The organism is Paenibacillus sp. FSL L8-0340 (genome assembly GCF_038593145.1).
Taxonomy (GTDB): domain Bacteria; phylum Bacillota; class Bacilli; order Paenibacillales; family Paenibacillaceae; genus Paenibacillus_AQ.
This window is the reverse complement of the sequence record NZ_CP151967.1, coordinates 2,435,524-2,450,779: the sequence shown is the minus strand read 5'-3', so window position 1 is coordinate 2,450,779 and position 15,256 is coordinate 2,435,524. Positions and strand designations below refer to the sequence as shown.

Sequence of the window (15,256 nt, the reverse complement as noted above, 5' to 3'; positions counted from 1 at the left end):
TATGAACAAATTAGTTTCAATCTCATGTATGTCGAAGCAAGCGGTTCAAATGATAAATATTACGGAAGAAGTACACAAAATCGTTGCGGAATCAGGAATTACGAATGGCCTGGTCGCAGTAATTACGGCTCATACTACCACAGGAATTACAATCAATGAACCGCTGGAGTGTGTAGAAACAGATATATTACAACGGCTGGAGAAGCTCGTTCCTGATGACGATAAATATATTCACGCTCATTTTCTTCCAACCTATGGAGCCACAAGCAATAACTCGCCAGGTCATTTGAAATCGATGCTGCTGGGAAATAGCTGTATGTTTCCAATTCAGGGATCCAGAATTGTGTGTGGTTCTGCTCAACATATCTATCTTGTGGAGTGTGACGGTCCGCAGACTCGTAAAGTATACGTTCAGATGATGGGTGAGTAACTGGAAGATACTATACCGTTTCTAATAACGGATACGCTAACAACAATGCATCATCAACGGAGCTATTTTGTAAGCAGTCTTATCTGCTTGTGAAATAGCTCCGTTTTTACGCAATGATGATAATAGCTTAATACCAAAGGTCTAAATATTTGCTTATTTTTTAAGTAATTGTGTGCTAGTATATTCTGAGAAAACATCACCAGTCTCCATATCTATTCTGCAAAATTGAGGGGGGCTTCCTAACAATGCATGAGAAGAAGGTTTCTTGGCTAGAGCTTTTTTACGATTTGTTATTTGTAGCTGCTGTTTCCAAAGCTACCCATGTATTGCTACATGTCGAGCATAACAGTATTTCCGTTGAACATCTGGTGAAATTCATTCTGATTTTCGTTCCGATTTGGTGGGCTTGGGTAGGGCAATCCGTATACATCAACCGATTCGGCCGTGACAGCAATGCGCAGCGGCTCTTTATGATCGTGCAGCTGTTTTTTGTTTTGATCATGACCGCCAGTCTTGATGTGGACTTTGATGCAAATTATTTGCCTTTTTTTGTCGGATATATCGGTTTAAGGAGCTTAACCGCCGTCCAGTATGTGCTCTCTTCGCGGACAGAGGCTGCACATAAGCAGAAAACAGCCCGTTTCTTAGGAGCCTCCTTTGGGCTGGGGATCGTTATCTCCTGCGTTTCCCTCTTTTTTGACTCCTCAGTACGGTATTTGTTTCTATATGCAGGCATTGCTGTGGACATTATTGTACCTCTGCTCGGACGAAAGATTTTGGTCAAGACGCCTATTCATACTGCGCATTTATTAGAACGATTTGCTTTGTTTACCCTGATTCTGCTTGGTGAGTCGGTAGTCAGCATGCTGTCTGTCCTGCAATCCTATAAATTCACAGGATCTTCTGTTTTATTTGCAGCCCTGGCTTTTCTATTAGTGATCGCCATCTGGTGGCAATACTTCGAGAATGTGGAGAAGCACGTAGACAAATCGAAACAAACGGCAGGACAGAGCCTCATATACGGGCACTTGTTTATTTATTTTTCACTCAGTATGATTGCCGCTTCCATACAACTTCTCTTTATAGATCAATTGGAATACGTATTTATGCTTTGTTTTGCCTTCGGCTCTGTGCTGATCTATTATATTTCCGTGATGTTCATACTCTTTCAGTACAAATTCAATCATCTTAGACCCAGCTTCACCGTTGTTACTCTGTTAACCGGCATTCTTTGTGCCCTGTTTACCCTGGACCTATTTATAGCGGCTTCTCCACATCTTATAGTGGGCGAGTTGATGTTGTTCTTCATCATATTTGCCAAGGCAACGGCTTGAAATAGGTTATCTGTGTCCCTTTACAGATTATGAGATGCCCATGAACCGGATAAGCGCAAATGGCTTTTGTCATCCTCAAGACCAAATACATTCACATCGGATTGTTTTTGGATTCGCTCTACTGTAGTTCTTAAAGTTTCATGCAACAAAGCCTACATGGACCCCAGACCAGCGGTTTTTACAGGCCCGGCCGCAAGCATCCGAACCAGTTGCTCTGCCATATACCCCGCAGAATATTTCATATCGTTATTGACCCACCATTCGATAGCAGCCATATAAAGCGACGTAATTAATTCGAGGAACAGATCCTTGGAGATTAGGATCTGTTCCTGAAAACTCTTGTCCAGCTTTTCCTTTAACGTATTTTCCATTCGCCTGCGGATTCTGATCATTTCATTATCGCTCATTACAACTTTTACAAGCTGTGCGTCTTTTGCTACAACGCTTAATATGGTTTGTATCGTATCCACAAAACTGGAGTATTCCAATTTCCCGCCTTTGACATGAGCCTCCGGAGCCACCAGCGTCATTAGCTCTGCAATTAACTCATTCACCATCTGATCAAGCAGTTCGTACTTGTCGGTATAATGGTGGTAAAAAGTCGAACGGTTGATCATTGCTTGCTCGGCAATATCATTGACCGTGATATTCTTAAATCCTTTTTTTTCTATGAGGGTTACCAGCGCATCTCTGATCAGCCTGCGTGTTTTCAGCACCCTCAGATCTTTTTCATAAGACATTTTAACACCGCCTGTCTCGTAATTCTGTGTCAAGCAACAAAAGAGATCCGTCTGTTGAATAAGCAACGAAACCGCATTATCCAGTGATTGTGGCAGAGGTTCGGGTTCATTATAGTGAGTGTATGATAAAAAAAAACAAAAGGAAAGGAGCATTACAGATGATGAACAAATGGTCTACCCGCGATTTTCCCGTAGGACTTTATGACCTCCACCCGAATGTCAGCATCAATTTTCAAATGAACCGGTTTTATAATTGGACAAATGACGAAGACATGCTTCGCGAAATGCGTGAGGCCGCGCGCAGTATCCATTCATATGAGGAGCTTGTCCATTCCTTTATCCAACTCGGCAATCAGGCTTTGGAACAAGATAAAAAGCTTAAAGCGGCGTATTATTTCCGGGGAGGGGAGTTCTACCTGCCAGAGGGAAATCCGAAGAAACAGCAATTGCGCAAGCAATTCATTGCGTTGACAACTGCCCATTACGGGATAGCCAAGGAGCAACACCACCTCATTCCTTACGAGAACAAATTTCTGTCAGCTTACCATATCTCTGCGGACAATCCCAAGAGAACAGTTGTCTTTTTTGGAGGATTCGACAGTTATGTGGAGGAGCTTCTTTTGATGGTTATGATTTTTAAAGGTGCCGGATTTGATGTCGTTTGTTTCGACGGACCCGGACAAGGAGCAGCCTTAGAGGATTACGGGTTACCGTTTACCCATGAATGGGAAAGACCGGTGAGTGCGGTTCTTGATTTTTTTAGCCTGGACAATGTTACTCTGATTGGTATGTCCTTGGGGGGATTTCTGGCAGTGCGGGCTGCGGCGTTTGAGAAGCGAGTAAAACATGTTATTGCGTATGACGTTCTGACGAATTTTTTTGAAGTATTTATGCATCAAGTTGAACCAGAAACCAGGGAAAAGCTTCAAACGCTGTTGGCGGATGGGCAGAATGAGCAAGTCAATACGGCGTTACAACAAATGGCGGGCAAAAGCCTGATGATTGAGTGGGGCTTGATGCAGGGGATGCATATCACCAGCAGCCAAACACCGGCAGAATTCATGAGAAAAACCATGCTGTATAACACGAAGGATATTTCCTCCTTGCTCACACAAGATGTTCTTCTTTTGGCAGGACAGGAGGATCATTATGTTCCTCTCAAACAGCTAAACGAACAAATCACGAGTTTGACCCATGTCCGTTCGCTTACTGCCCGCATGTTCACAGCAAAGGAACACGCGTCCAATCACTGTCAAATTGGCAATTTAGGCTTGGCGGCTGATGTGATGCTTCAATGGATCGGGCAATTCTAATCGACGGATGAAGCCTTTTCTCTTAACATGTTGTATTCAAATTATATACTCACCCGCATCCAGCATGAAGAATTTCGCTTTGGATTTTCTAGCCACAAGCTCCATGAGCGTAGGCCCTTCGTCTAGGGCAATCCGTATACATCAACCGATTCGGCCGTGACAGCAATGCGCAACTCCACATCTTATATTAGGCGAGTTAATGTTGTTCTTCATCATATTTGCCAAAGCAACGGCTTGAAATAGGTTATCACCTAAGCGGCGGTTGAGCGAAAGCAGCCGGTATCTCTGCATCCATATTGCTGTATAGAAATATTCAATCTGAACGGTTATTAATAGCGATATTCTTATACAGATTATGAAATAGGGACTCGGAGCAAATCTCCTCCAGTGAAAAACCGTTTTTCCCCTGCTCTCGCATGTTCTCTGCAAATTTGGCTACCGTATTCAGGGCTCTTGTGCTCTGCACCGGGTAATGACCAACCGAGCTCTCAGCTGACAGCATCACGGCATCGCTCCCGTCCATTACGGCCTGAGAGACATCTGTTACCTCTGCGCGCGTCGGAACCGGATGATCGATCATGGATTGCAGCATTTGAGTGGCCGTAATTACATAGGTCTTCGACAGGCTGCACTCGCGAAGAATCGCTTTCTGAATAAAGGGGATACGTTCAAAAGGCAGCTCCACCCCAAGATCTCCGCGCGCAATCATGATTCCCTCGGACGCCTCCATGATGGATGGAAAGTTACGCACCGCATGAATAGTTTCGATTTTAGAAATAAGGCCAGGTTGACTATATTTCCCCAGTGAAGCTACAAACTCTCGAATTTCCTCCAAATGCGACGCCTCACGGATGAAGGAGCACGCAATCCAATCCACATGATGCTCCAGCAGAAACTGAAGATCCCGTTTGTCTTTTTCCGTAATGGCCGGCAAGTGAAGTACCGTTCCTGGAAGATTAACGCCTTTTCGGCTGCCGATCATTCCACCGACTATAACCCGTGTAGTGATCCTGGACGGATGTTTATCCGTCACCTTAAGCTTGACTTCCCCGTCATTGATTAAAATAGTTGACCCTAGTAAAATATCTTCCATTACACCAGGATTATCGAGCGCTGCGCGTTCCCGGCTTCCCGGTTCATCAGACTGGTCAAGGATAAACGTTTGACCCTCATCTAAGCGAATCGCGTCCCCTTTTATGCTCTTCAGACGGATTTTCGGTCCCTGCAAGTCACCCATTATCCGTACGGGCTGTCCCGATTCGGCAGCGGCTGTCTTCAAAGCCTCGATTACCCGCTCATGCTCTTCATGGCTCCCGTGTGACATATTGAGCCGGGCAATCGTCATCCCGCTCAGCAGCAATTCCTTGAGAACAGCAGAAGAAGAACTTGCCGGACCTATCGTGCAGATCAAATCAATACTCATGTGAACACACCTCTCATACTTGATTGGCTTCCCTGTCTTTTCCTTTAGTTTGCATTGTTCGTTTATTCTAACTAAACTATACATGATTGAAACAGTTACCATTCATTTTATGGAAGGGAAGGGGAAACGACCATGAATACGAAACAATTGGACGTGATCCACACGGGAAAGGGCTTCATTGCGGCTTTGGATCAAAGCGGTGGAAGCACGCCTAAAGCACTGCTGCAATACGGTATTCAGGAAGACCGCTATTCCAATGAAGAAGAGATGTTTGAACTGGTTCACGAAATGAGAACACGTATTATCAAGAGCTCAGCGTTTGATTCCAAGCACATTTTGGGTGCTATTCTTTTTGAGAACACGATGGATCGCTTCATTGACGGGCAATTAACCGCCGATTATCTCTGGGAAGAGAAAGGCATTGTGCCTTTTTTGAAAATCGATCAAGGTCTGGATGAACTTGAAAATGGGGTTCAGCTTATGAAGCCTATTCCCGGATTGGATGACCTCCTGAAGCGCGCAGTGCAGAAAAACATCTTCGGGACCAAGATGCGCTCGCTGATTAAGGAAGCAAATCCCGAAGGCATTCAAAAAGTTGTCGAACAGCAGTTCACTATTGCTAAGCAAATTGCAGGTTATGGTCTGGTGCCGATTATCGAACCGGAAGTGGATATCCACAGCGCAGATAAGGGACAAGCTGAGAAGCTATTAAAACATGAGCTCTCCACTCAATTATCCGCCCTTGGCAAAGATGTAAAAGTCATGCTAAAACTGTCCATACCGACTGAGGACAATTTCTACAGCGATTTAATTGAAGACCCGCATGTGGTACGGGTTGTGGCTTTGTCTGGAGGCTATTCCCAAGCTGAAGCCAATGACAAGCTGGCACATAACCATGGACTGATCGCCAGCTTCTCCCGCGCTTTATCGCAAGGGCTCAGCGATCAGCTATCGGACGATGAATTCAATGCTATGCTCGCAAAATCCACACAGGAAATCTACGAAGCCTCCATTACCTAAGGGTAGCTATCACACAAAATAAACCCCGGGCTTTTTGCAGCCCGGGGTTCATTTATATGGCAGAGCTGTGATTTACATAGTTGTTTCGTCGGAGCTTTGGCTCGATTATGGTAGGGTAGTACCAATTATATGCTAAGGAGGATTCATGAATAGCATCCAGTATTTATCCCAGTTTAATCTTCTGAATAATCTGTCCACTGAGGACTTAATGGAGATGGAGGAGATGACTTCCATTACAGCAGTCCCGGCGAATAGGTTGATCCAGACACCGTCGACATTTACTGAAGGGTTGTTTTTTGTCAAAAAGGGCAAGATTCGTCTTTATCAGCTGAGCAGCACCGGCAAGCAATTCACGCTCGATATTCTGAGTGAAGGAAATGTTTTTGGGGAAATGGCCGGCATCTCGCTTGGGACAAGAGAGCTTTTTATAGACACGCTGGATGACTGCGATATTTGTCTGATGAACAAAGACCGCTTCGAAGGGTTCCTGCTGAGCCGGCCCCGTTTCATGTTGAACCTGATACAGACGTTAAGCAGCCAATTTAATGATATGGGCAGTCTGATGTTGCAGTTGGCACTTGGGGATTTGCGGTTTAGGCTTGCGCATATTCTGCTGCGTTTGTCCCGCAGGTTTGGCTGTGAAGAGCAGGACGGACTATCCATGATCAACCTGTCCTTATCCCACCAGGAACTCGCCAATATGGTTGGAGCCACCCGGGAGGCAGTAAGCGGCGTCCTGCGGCAATGGAACAGAGACGGCCTGGTCCAGACAGGCTTTAAAACGGTCCGCATCCATCCGGAGCGACTTGAGAAGTTGATATCAGATTGTCATTAAGCTGTAATCTGCATTACATCCTCCATGCGGTTGCTCAGGGTATTTTAAGGAAAGCAACCCATGAGGAGGTCCTTTTTTTGATGAACGAAACGGCTTCACTTCCCGCAGATATCCTTAATCGCAAAGGCGCCAAGAAGGCTGCGGATATTCCGCAAAATGTGTTGGAACGCTTAAATCAAGGTCTTATTGAGAGCGTCAATCTGACAGAATGGCTGGCAGTAGATCACCGGGCGTTATTGTCCATTGTGCTGAACACTTCCGGTCTTTCACATGAAGCAGAGGTAATGCTGCCTGCTTTAAATAAGCTTAAAGAAGACAAGCCGATGAAGATGATTCCGGCCATTGCAGCGCAGTGGCATCGCCTGCTGAGGGAGTTGCCCGAGACCAAGCGAGGCCAATTGTTCGCCATGCTGGCGTCACACCGCTCCGACAGCGTCCGTTGTTGGGCGGCTTATATCGTCGGAGTCACTCCAGATATGGATATTGCCGGCATACTGCAGCATATCCGCCCGTTTGCTGCCGATTCCCATTTTGGAGTGCGTGAGATTGCCTGGATGGCCGTAAGAGCCCATATCTCAGCCAATCTGGAGGCAGCCATCACCCTCTTGGCGAAATGGGTCCGGGACGAGGACGCAAATATCCGCAGATTTGCCGTGGAGTCGACACGTCCCCAAGGCGTCTGGGCAAAACATATACAAGCCTTGAAAGAAAACCCGGCACAGGGGCTTCCGCTCCTTGAACCCCTTCGTTCCGATCCGGTCAAATATGTGCAGGACTCGGTGGCCAATTGGCTGAATGACGCCAGCAAAAGCCAGCCGGATTGGGTGCTGCAGCTTTGCTCCGACTGGCTGAAGGCCTCTGACACAAAGGAAACGAAACGTATTACTGAGCGGGCGCAACGGACCCTTACGCGTAAGTAAAGCGGTGACGCAGTTTGCTTTTCTAAAAGACATGATGCTCCTCTTCAAATTTAGTATTTTCCAGGTGTTAAGATAAATGTACTTCGCATTTGCAGATATTCTAATGTTCGAAAATGAGGGATACAAGATGGAACCCATATTAAATCATTCCTGGATTTTGACCGAAACGGAAGCAATAATATTACAGCAAAAGTTATCCTTAAAAGTAATAAAAGAAGATCAATTTGCTGAAATTCGTTATATCGCTGGAGTAGATGTGGCATATAGTGAACAACGTGACTTACTGATTGCCGCAGTAGTCATTTTAGAAGCAAGCTCCTTAGATATAGTAGAATCCGTGGTAGTTGAAGATTCTGTTCAGTTCCCTTATATTCCAGGGCTGTTTTCATTCAGGGAGCTTCCCCCTTTAGTTAAAGCATTTAAGCAGATAAAGACCTCTCCTCAGCTAGTTGTCTGTGATGGTCAGGGGATTGCCCATCCGAGACGATTTGGTCTGGCAAGTCATTTAGGTGTTCTATTTGATATTCCTACAATTGGTTGTGGAAAAACCAGGTTATTAGGAGAGTATGAAGAACCCAATTTAACAAGAGGCTCAATTTCACCACTGCAAGATCAAGGAGAGATTATCGGAAATGTTCTTAGAACACAGAATAATGTTAAGCCTATCTTCGTCTCCACTGGTCATCGTATTTCATTAGATACCGCTTGTGAATGGGTTCTACATCTATCACCCGATTATCGTTTGCCAGAGACAACACGTCAGTCAGACCAACTTGTTAAAAAGGCTCTAGCAAGTATCGAATAAACTTTTACATCAACAAGTTGCTGATTCGGAGAGACAGATCTTCCTTCTCATTTTCTGTTAATTGTTCACCTACATCATTTATATCGAACTGTTCCAGCTCTTTTCTGATTTCTACAAATTGTTCATTTCCCTTAATTTCATATCTAATTAGTAACTCTACAAGCGTAGTTTTAACAACAATATTTTCGCTAAGCGTATTCGTACATTCACGTTCAAAACGCTCCAATACTTTCTCTATCATTTCATTTTTATTTTCCACTTCATTAACAATGATCCCAAAGTAGTTCTTAACTTCTTTCTCCATTTCATGGTAATACCATCTTGTGTAGGGGCTATAATCTACTGGAATATTATCAATTTCATCCAGTACCATATCTCTGCGCTCTAATAGGTCCTTATATTCATCTGGAGTTGTTTCAATTTGAAGCTTATGTAAATCTAAAGAATTTAATACCTCAACTATTCTTTCTTTTGCTTTAATGAATATTTTTGAGTGCGTTAAGCAAATTCTTCCTTCTGAAATATATACAACAGCCTTCTCCATCTCGCCTCTGTTTTGCACACCAAAATATGCATCAGCTGTACAGGCAATAGCTTCAGCATCGCTCATCCTCTCACTTTTATAATCAAAATATCTTTCATAAAAAGCACCAAATAATGCTTCGTAATTTCGTCTCACCTATCTGTCTCCTTTACCTCAACCCAAATTTCAAGTGGAGTAAGTCTGCCAGGCTAAATTTTGACCTGCAATGCTATGTATTAATCCTCAGGGAATAGATTTGGAAATCTGTCTTGGTCAAGATATTCCTTATTAAAATACACTTCTAACATTTCATAAAAATCAGAACCTATAAAAACTATATACATAAATTCATAGGAACCAGCAAAATAAAATTTATTAGAGTTTGAAATATAAATATCAAGTGTGCTCCTAGGAAAGAAACCTAAAGGTGTCAGCTTCCCACCCATTGTTTCCTCAAACTCTTTTAACTCTTCGAGAGTTACTTCGCCTTCACTTGGATCAAGTATTAAAGATGTATAATAATTCGAGCTTTTAGAGGGCAGCTTTAAATAAATTCCTCCAAATTCCTTCAATAGATTTAGCGCTAAAGGATTGGGCTTAATATTGAATTTTTGATACATGTCCTTATAAAGGGATATATCAATTTCCCTTCCTTCATACCAACCATTTTCCTCGAAGTAATTTTTAATCTTTTCGCTCTTGAACATGTTTACCTCCATAATGCCGTGTTGTGACTGTTATCGGAGCGGGCGGATTTTGGAATCAATCTGGCTGGTACAGTGAATTCACAAACTCACTAAAACTTGAAGATACTATTTTAATGAATTCGGGTCTCAACTCATTGTCCTCTTCGAAATAATCCATATCACAGAAATAAACTATTCCTTGATCCTCCTCATTAACAGCAAGACAAATAAGGCTATCTGCAGGATCTATCCCAATAGGAATAAAGTTAGGAGGGATTATTGCTCCACCATTATATTTTTTATAATAGTCTTCTAGATTACTCTCCGTTTCTTTGCTAAGTGGCAGAAATAACATAATAGACGATGTGATTTTCTGATCCTTTGTTTCAAATCTTCTTCGAACTGTCTTACCTCCATTATGATACATTAAAAAATTTTTATAATCATCTGGCAAGACAAGATTATACGTTTCTTCAAAAGTTATTAGTTCTTGATGTTGAATTGGTTTAAATGTTGACTCAAATTCTATGTTCACAAAACTCCCCCCACTATTCTCATTCTTCACTAATTACCTTTAACTCTTTACTCTCACATAAATTATGTATAGCTTCATATATATTATCGCCGAATTTCCAAATATAATAATCATTCATAATGCCATATACTTTCCCTGTTTTAGACATAAACATAGTTGCATTCTCGTCATATGCCAATCCGATTACAACTAGCTCTTCTCCTATTATTGTTTCATACCTGCTATAGTGTTTCTTTTCGATGCCTGCCCTTAAAAATTCAGGACCTATCTGAAAGTCATCTGATTCGTCACTAGGCACTGAATACTCTAGTCCACCGAAGTGTTCAAATGCCTCCTTGGCAAGATCAAATACTTCAAACCCTTTTTCCACCAAAAAGTTTATTGTCGAGCTAACCTCTACTTTCCTTTCAGGATACCAGCCAGCATCCTTTAAAATATCAATAGTTCTTTGTGAAAAAGTCATAAGTTAACCTCACTCAATTTCTTGTTTAGGCAAAGTAAGCAATAATTCTTCCTTCGTCTGGATAATCACCATCCCAACCACATGGAAAACCACCAGCCTTATAGATTCTAAAAACTTGTTCATAAAAATTTTCAACCTCACCGTTTATTGCACGATTGATTGCACAGTTTCTCAAGTCCACTACAACAGTTTCAAAAAAATCGCGATAGGGGTCAGTTATTTGACTTCTAAGACCATCCGCTATTAATCCAGTTAATTCATCCAAACCACTAGGTTTTTGGGAAGAAGCTAATTTATATAACTTCCCCTTAACTTTTCCCATTTCAAGTTGTCTTATATCAGACCAAGTATATTCATCTTCACCAAAAACTTCTGTACTGGCTAGCCTTTTTGCCTCTTCATATTGATTAATTGTAACGATATTTTGGGCTCTAGCTGTTTTCGGGAATTCCATAATAGAATTAGAGAATTGAATAACTTCCTCAACTAAATTGCTGTATATTCCGTTCTTCATAACTTATCAAACCACCTTTGCCACAAGTCTATCTTTTCCCGGCGTTATACCTCTTCTGGTTTTCTAAATAAACATAGAGTATCTAGGGTCTAGTGCATCAATCACTGAATCGAATACTTGATACCCCATTGCTTCTAAAAACTTTACTGTCTCGGTTAAATCAGCCTTATTATTCGGGTTCCAGCCTGCTTGTATCAGTATTTCTCTCGTATCGTATGATAAGTTATTCAAATCGCAACATCCTGATAACCTACCTCAATTACTTTTTCATTCAATAAACGAATTCCCACTCCGTTCTCTGCATCCCATGTACAATCAAAAAGTATTCCGATATCTCGGCCTTCATAAATCCCTGCATATGAAACAACAATTCCAACCAAAGTAATCATCTCAAGAAGTTGGCTGGTTGTTTCAACTAAGGGATAATACTCATTAAATTCCATATCATAACCCAGTTCATATCGTTTTTGTTGGTAATAGTCTAAAATGGGTTGCAAGAAGCTTTGCTGTAATTGCTGCCAGTTTTGCATTAATGATTGATACGCCGTATATTGATCTTCATCAAACTTGCCATCTTCTTCACCATCGATCATCAATGCAATCTCAGTTTCTTTTCCAAAAAAATGAATCGTAGTATCCTTAGCCCAAGTATAGTTATACTCAAGTTCACCAAAAATCGGATCGTTTATTGTCATTTTTAAGTCTCCCCTTTTTATTTGCCGCTTATGATGATTCTGTAATCCTTACCTGTAATAATAAACTCGCTATTTAATTCAATGGATACGCCCTCATATTTTCCGCTAACTCTTATAATATCATTTGAATTTCTTTCAATATTGTTTATTTTGTATACTACTTTCTCAACATCCCCCTCCACCTTTGTATCATTACCGAACATTTCACCCAGTGTTGAGTAGTTTGGTTGTCCACCTATAAATATTTCCACCAACCCCACAACTAACTCCTGAAAAGAACTTTCTATAAATTTCACTTTTAACAATTCCCACGAGTTATCCACCATCCAGCTCATATCATTGAAATCATCATCACTATCGTCCAATACCCCAATAACTACAGGCTTTCTATAAAGAAACTTCGCATTAATGCTTTCGTCATTTTTTATAAATATTAAACTCCCTCCAATTTTCTGTGCTAGTTGAACTTTCTAAGACTTTTTATGATCCCATAAATTCTGATACATATAAAAAGGCTCACTCCTAACTCATGATTCAAGTTGGAATAAGCCTTTTAACGTCTGCCAAGTTTGTACGTTGTGTGTTCTGATAGAGGCTATCTTCATCTTGAATCATTCTCTTAATCGTCATCTAAATGAGGGGCAATCGGGTAACCTGACGGATCAAACATATATTCAACACACGCTTTTTCATCAGAAAAAACCAGACTTACCATATCACCCCCGCCATAAGGTGAAGGGGGTACGTTCATATTAATAATCCATGAGTAACCTTCAACATGTTCAAATTTCTCATAAAAAATATTGACTCACCGTGATTAAGATGGATTACTCCCTCTAAATCATACTCGTCATTATAGCTTTGAGCAATTTGGAGCAATTGGTCAGTGGTTAACTTAGTGTATATTTCAGGTATTTTATTTCTATCGATTCCTAATATCCAAAAAGAAATAACTTTTTGTTCATCAGAAACAACCAAAAGCTCTTCAAAATCCCTAAAGTCTATCTCAACAATCCAAGCGCCGCCCGTCAATGCAAAAAAATCTTCATAATACTGAACAGATTTATCTATGTCACTGTCAATGGTCGATGGAATGTAGTTTTTGTTATACCCCATGATGTGCTTGTTACGTTCGTTGATGTACTCTTGTGCAATATTCAACGCTTGTGATGCAGAAAGTTTTGGACTAGACATCTATACGCCCCCTTTCAAAATTATCCTATAAATTAATGGATTACTCATTTTCACAAAATCACTCTTTAAGCGTTAATTTAAAATCTCTATCAATAATTACAAGCTCATTGCTAACATTAACAAGTAAATCGGAATAGTTCTCCTCGATCCTGCATTTAAGTTCATTCATATGAGGAAGTACTTGCATATGTAAATAAATCTCTATGATTATGTGGCTATCAGGATGAAGAAACATTGTAACATTAGTAATGTCGTTTTCCTTCCGATTCACCTGATTAACAGTGTAGATAATCTTATTTTTGTCATCTACCCTCTTTTTTTCAATGCCGAACAGGCTACTTAAATTGATGTAATTGGGATTCCCTTTTCTAAATATCGAGACTAAATCAACCAACAAGCCGTCAAGAGGCTTTTCAAAGAAATCCTTTTGTAATGCTTCCCATTCATGATCCGTAAAGGTAAACCAATTAGGGCTTACCGCTGAAGTATCAATCATCCCAGGTTTTGATTGTTCGTATAAATCTCTTTTTAAACCAACTTCGTCATTATTTGAATACACTATACTTTCCTCCAACTTTGTTAGCTATGGCATCCATTAACGAATTATTTAGCAACCCATTCTTTTTTTTGAAATATATACCTATCTTTTATATACCTACGCTGTAAGAATTCTGTAAAAGTATCTGTAATCTTATAAAAACCATCCTTCTTTTTACTTTCTGAGTAAAAGTGGACAGGTGGATTTTCCCCTTCATCTAATTTAAAGAAGCAAAACATACAACCTTGACTCATCCAAAATACAAAATCGTTTGAAGTAAGTTTAAGAGGTACATTGTTTTCTTCTAACAATTCTGCCCCCCCTTCATTTAACGCTAACAATTCATCCATAAAACATGATTCACCACGCAAAAAAGTATGATCAGTGCCGTTTCCCATTGTTTCAAGAAATTCAATATAAGCCATCGGTAATATTTGATCGCTTATCAGTTTTCTCACATTAATTAAATCTTCGTTTGTACAAGGATTCATAGGAATGTTATCAATTCTAAATTGTGAGACTAACTCATTTAAATATTTCAAAATGTTTCACCCTCATTAGAGTCATTTACTTTTAGCTAAAATAATCATTTACTACTGCAGTTAATTGGTCGTTTCCTAACTCAATGTTAGTCAAATAACAAAGGAAATAATCTTTTACTTCACTTTGATTGAATAAACTCAGATATTGAAATGCAAGTAGTGTAGTATCATCTATTCCATAATTTTTTTCCAACTTTGTTTTTACATATTGAATCGCTTGATTAATGAATCTATTGTCTTTTGTCTTAAAGAGAACATTAAGAACGAATGTAATCTCATCCTCATTCTCTATTTCAAAAATCTCACGCACCTCAATCTCTTCTAATTCTTCTTGAAATAGCTGCTCCTTAACCAAGTTAAATATACTCAATGCCTCTAATTCATCATTATAATAATCCTCCCAAAAACTTAGATAAGCAAATTGCTTCGGCAATAAAGCTGAGCTATTATTGGGCTTGTTCCACAATATCCAATCAGAGTTCACTTTATCGGATACAACTTTGAATAAAGAGATTGAATAAGGCACAACTTGATTGACATCATTTTCTACTCGGAAAAATTTCTCACCATTTTCACTGGTTTCCACAGAAAAAACTATATAATTTTTATTCATTGATAGATTCTCTTTTTTCGCTAAACCCTCTTTAAGGCATACTCTCATTTATCTTACTCCTACAATATTCAAATCGACATCCAATTCTATTATCCAGTTTTCATTTGCTCTGAGATTTAACTTTTAAAAAACT

20 protein-coding genes are annotated in these 15,256 nt (G+C 40.5%); 7 read left to right on the top strand and 13 right to left on the bottom strand.

Going from position 1 to position 15,256, the window contains the following annotated elements:
- The first annotated feature begins 1 nt into the window (after nt 1).
- Both NST07_RS10810 and NST07_RS10805 read left to right on the top strand, forming a co-directional pair.
- Entirely contained in the window at nt 2-430 is a 429-nt protein-coding gene (locus NST07_RS10810) for a secondary thiamine-phosphate synthase enzyme YjbQ (RefSeq protein WP_341091580.1), read from the top strand.
- A gap of 245 nt (nt 431-675) precedes the next feature.
- Complete coding sequence (locus NST07_RS10805; protein WP_341091578.1) at nt 676-1,764, top strand: low temperature requirement protein A; 1,089 nt, start codon at nt 676-678, stop codon at nt 1,762-1,764.
- Between the two features lie 152 nt (nt 1,765-1,916).
- Here NST07_RS10805 and NST07_RS10800 read toward each other — a convergent pair whose 3' ends face one another.
- Nucleotides 1,917-2,504, bottom strand: a complete 588-nt coding sequence (locus NST07_RS10800) for a TetR/AcrR family transcriptional regulator (RefSeq protein WP_341091576.1) — start codon at nt 2,502-2,504, stop codon at nt 1,917-1,919.
- 158 nt (nt 2,505-2,662) lie between these two features.
- Here NST07_RS10800 and NST07_RS10795 point away from each other — a divergent pair, with 158 nt between their 5' ends.
- Nucleotides 2,663-3,817, top strand: a complete 1,155-nt coding sequence (locus NST07_RS10795) for an alpha/beta hydrolase (RefSeq protein WP_342481532.1) — start codon at nt 2,663-2,665, stop codon at nt 3,815-3,817.
- Between the two features lie 313 nt (nt 3,818-4,130).
- Here the strand turns inward: NST07_RS10795 and pyk are convergent, their stop codons facing one another.
- Nucleotides 4,131-5,240 carry a pyruvate kinase gene (gene pyk, locus NST07_RS10790; protein ID WP_342481531.1) on the bottom strand — a complete coding sequence of 370 codons (1,110 nt, stop codon included), beginning with the start codon at nt 5,238-5,240 and terminating at the stop codon, nt 4,131-4,133.
- Nucleotides 5,241-5,372: 132 nt separating this feature from the next.
- On the opposite strand from pyk, the gene NST07_RS10785 reads away from it, so the two are divergent.
- The 4 genes from NST07_RS10785 (at nt 5,373) to nfi (ending at nt 8,820) form a co-directional block, all read left to right on the top strand.
- Entirely contained in the window at nt 5,373-6,260 is an 888-nt protein-coding gene (locus tag NST07_RS10785; RefSeq protein WP_342481530.1) for a fructose bisphosphate aldolase, read from the top strand.
- Between the two features lie 145 nt (nt 6,261-6,405).
- Nucleotides 6,406-7,095: a Crp/Fnr family transcriptional regulator gene (locus NST07_RS10780; RefSeq protein ID WP_341091569.1), complete on the top strand. Its 690-nt coding sequence runs from the start codon at nt 6,406-6,408 to the stop codon at nt 7,093-7,095.
- Between the two features lie 80 nt (nt 7,096-7,175).
- The gene (locus NST07_RS10775) at nt 7,176-8,015 is read left to right on the top strand and encodes a DNA alkylation repair protein (protein WP_341380347.1); all 840 of its coding nucleotides are present in this window, start codon (nt 7,176-7,178) and stop codon (nt 8,013-8,015) included.
- 127 nt (nt 8,016-8,142) lie between these two features.
- Nucleotides 8,143-8,820, top strand: coding sequence for a deoxyribonuclease V (gene nfi, locus NST07_RS10770; protein ID WP_341380346.1), 678 nt, complete (start codon nt 8,143-8,145; stop codon nt 8,818-8,820).
- A gap of 4 nt (nt 8,821-8,824) precedes the next feature.
- On the opposite strand, the gene NST07_RS10765 is transcribed toward nfi, so the two are convergent.
- The 11 genes from NST07_RS10765 to NST07_RS10715 all read right to left on the bottom strand — a co-directional run bounded on the left by NST07_RS10765 (nt 8,825) and on the right by NST07_RS10715 (nt 15,171).
- Nucleotides 8,825-9,499 carry an Imm3 family immunity protein gene (locus tag NST07_RS10765; RefSeq protein WP_342481529.1) on the bottom strand — a complete coding sequence of 225 codons (675 nt, stop codon included), beginning with the start codon at nt 9,497-9,499 and terminating at the stop codon, nt 8,825-8,827.
- Nucleotides 9,500-9,579: 80 nt separating this feature from the next.
- Complete coding sequence (locus NST07_RS10760; RefSeq protein ID WP_341091564.1) at nt 9,580-10,050, bottom strand: SUKH-3 domain-containing protein; 471 nt, start codon at nt 10,048-10,050, stop codon at nt 9,580-9,582.
- Between the two features lie 55 nt (nt 10,051-10,105).
- Nucleotides 10,106-10,564 (bottom strand): SMI1/KNR4 family protein, encoded by a 459-nt coding sequence (locus NST07_RS10755; protein WP_342481528.1) that lies wholly within the window; start codon nt 10,562-10,564, stop codon nt 10,106-10,108.
- Between the two features lie 19 nt (nt 10,565-10,583).
- The gene (locus NST07_RS10750) at nt 10,584-11,027 is read right to left on the bottom strand and encodes an SUKH-3 domain-containing protein (protein WP_341091561.1); all 444 of its coding nucleotides are present in this window, start codon (nt 11,025-11,027) and stop codon (nt 10,584-10,586) included.
- 25 nt (nt 11,028-11,052) lie between these two features.
- Nucleotides 11,053-11,541: a hypothetical protein gene (locus NST07_RS10745; RefSeq protein WP_341091560.1), complete on the bottom strand. Its 489-nt coding sequence runs from the start codon at nt 11,539-11,541 to the stop codon at nt 11,053-11,055.
- A gap of 227 nt (nt 11,542-11,768) precedes the next feature.
- Nucleotides 11,769-12,236, bottom strand: coding sequence for a DUF2004 domain-containing protein (locus NST07_RS10740; protein ID WP_341091559.1), 468 nt, complete (start codon nt 12,234-12,236; stop codon nt 11,769-11,771).
- A gap of 17 nt (nt 12,237-12,253) precedes the next feature.
- Nucleotides 12,254-12,601, bottom strand: a complete 348-nt coding sequence (locus NST07_RS10735; RefSeq protein WP_341091558.1) for a hypothetical protein — start codon at nt 12,599-12,601, stop codon at nt 12,254-12,256.
- Nucleotides 12,602-12,983: 382 nt separating this feature from the next.
- A complete protein-coding gene (locus NST07_RS10730; RefSeq protein ID WP_342481527.1) occupies nt 12,984-13,430 on the bottom strand; it encodes a hypothetical protein in 447 nt (148 codons plus the stop codon).
- 58 nt (nt 13,431-13,488) lie between these two features.
- On the bottom strand, nt 13,489-13,989 hold the full coding sequence (locus NST07_RS10725; RefSeq protein ID WP_342481526.1) for a hypothetical protein: 501 nt from the start codon (nt 13,987-13,989) through the stop codon (nt 13,489-13,491).
- Between the two features lie 44 nt (nt 13,990-14,033).
- Nucleotides 14,034-14,510, bottom strand: coding sequence for an SMI1/KNR4 family protein (locus NST07_RS10720; RefSeq protein WP_341091552.1), 477 nt, complete (start codon nt 14,508-14,510; stop codon nt 14,034-14,036).
- Between the two features lie 31 nt (nt 14,511-14,541).
- Complete coding sequence (locus tag NST07_RS10715) at nt 14,542-15,171, bottom strand: hypothetical protein (protein WP_341378065.1); 630 nt, start codon at nt 15,169-15,171, stop codon at nt 14,542-14,544.
- Between the last annotated feature and the right edge of the window lie 85 nt (nt 15,172-15,256).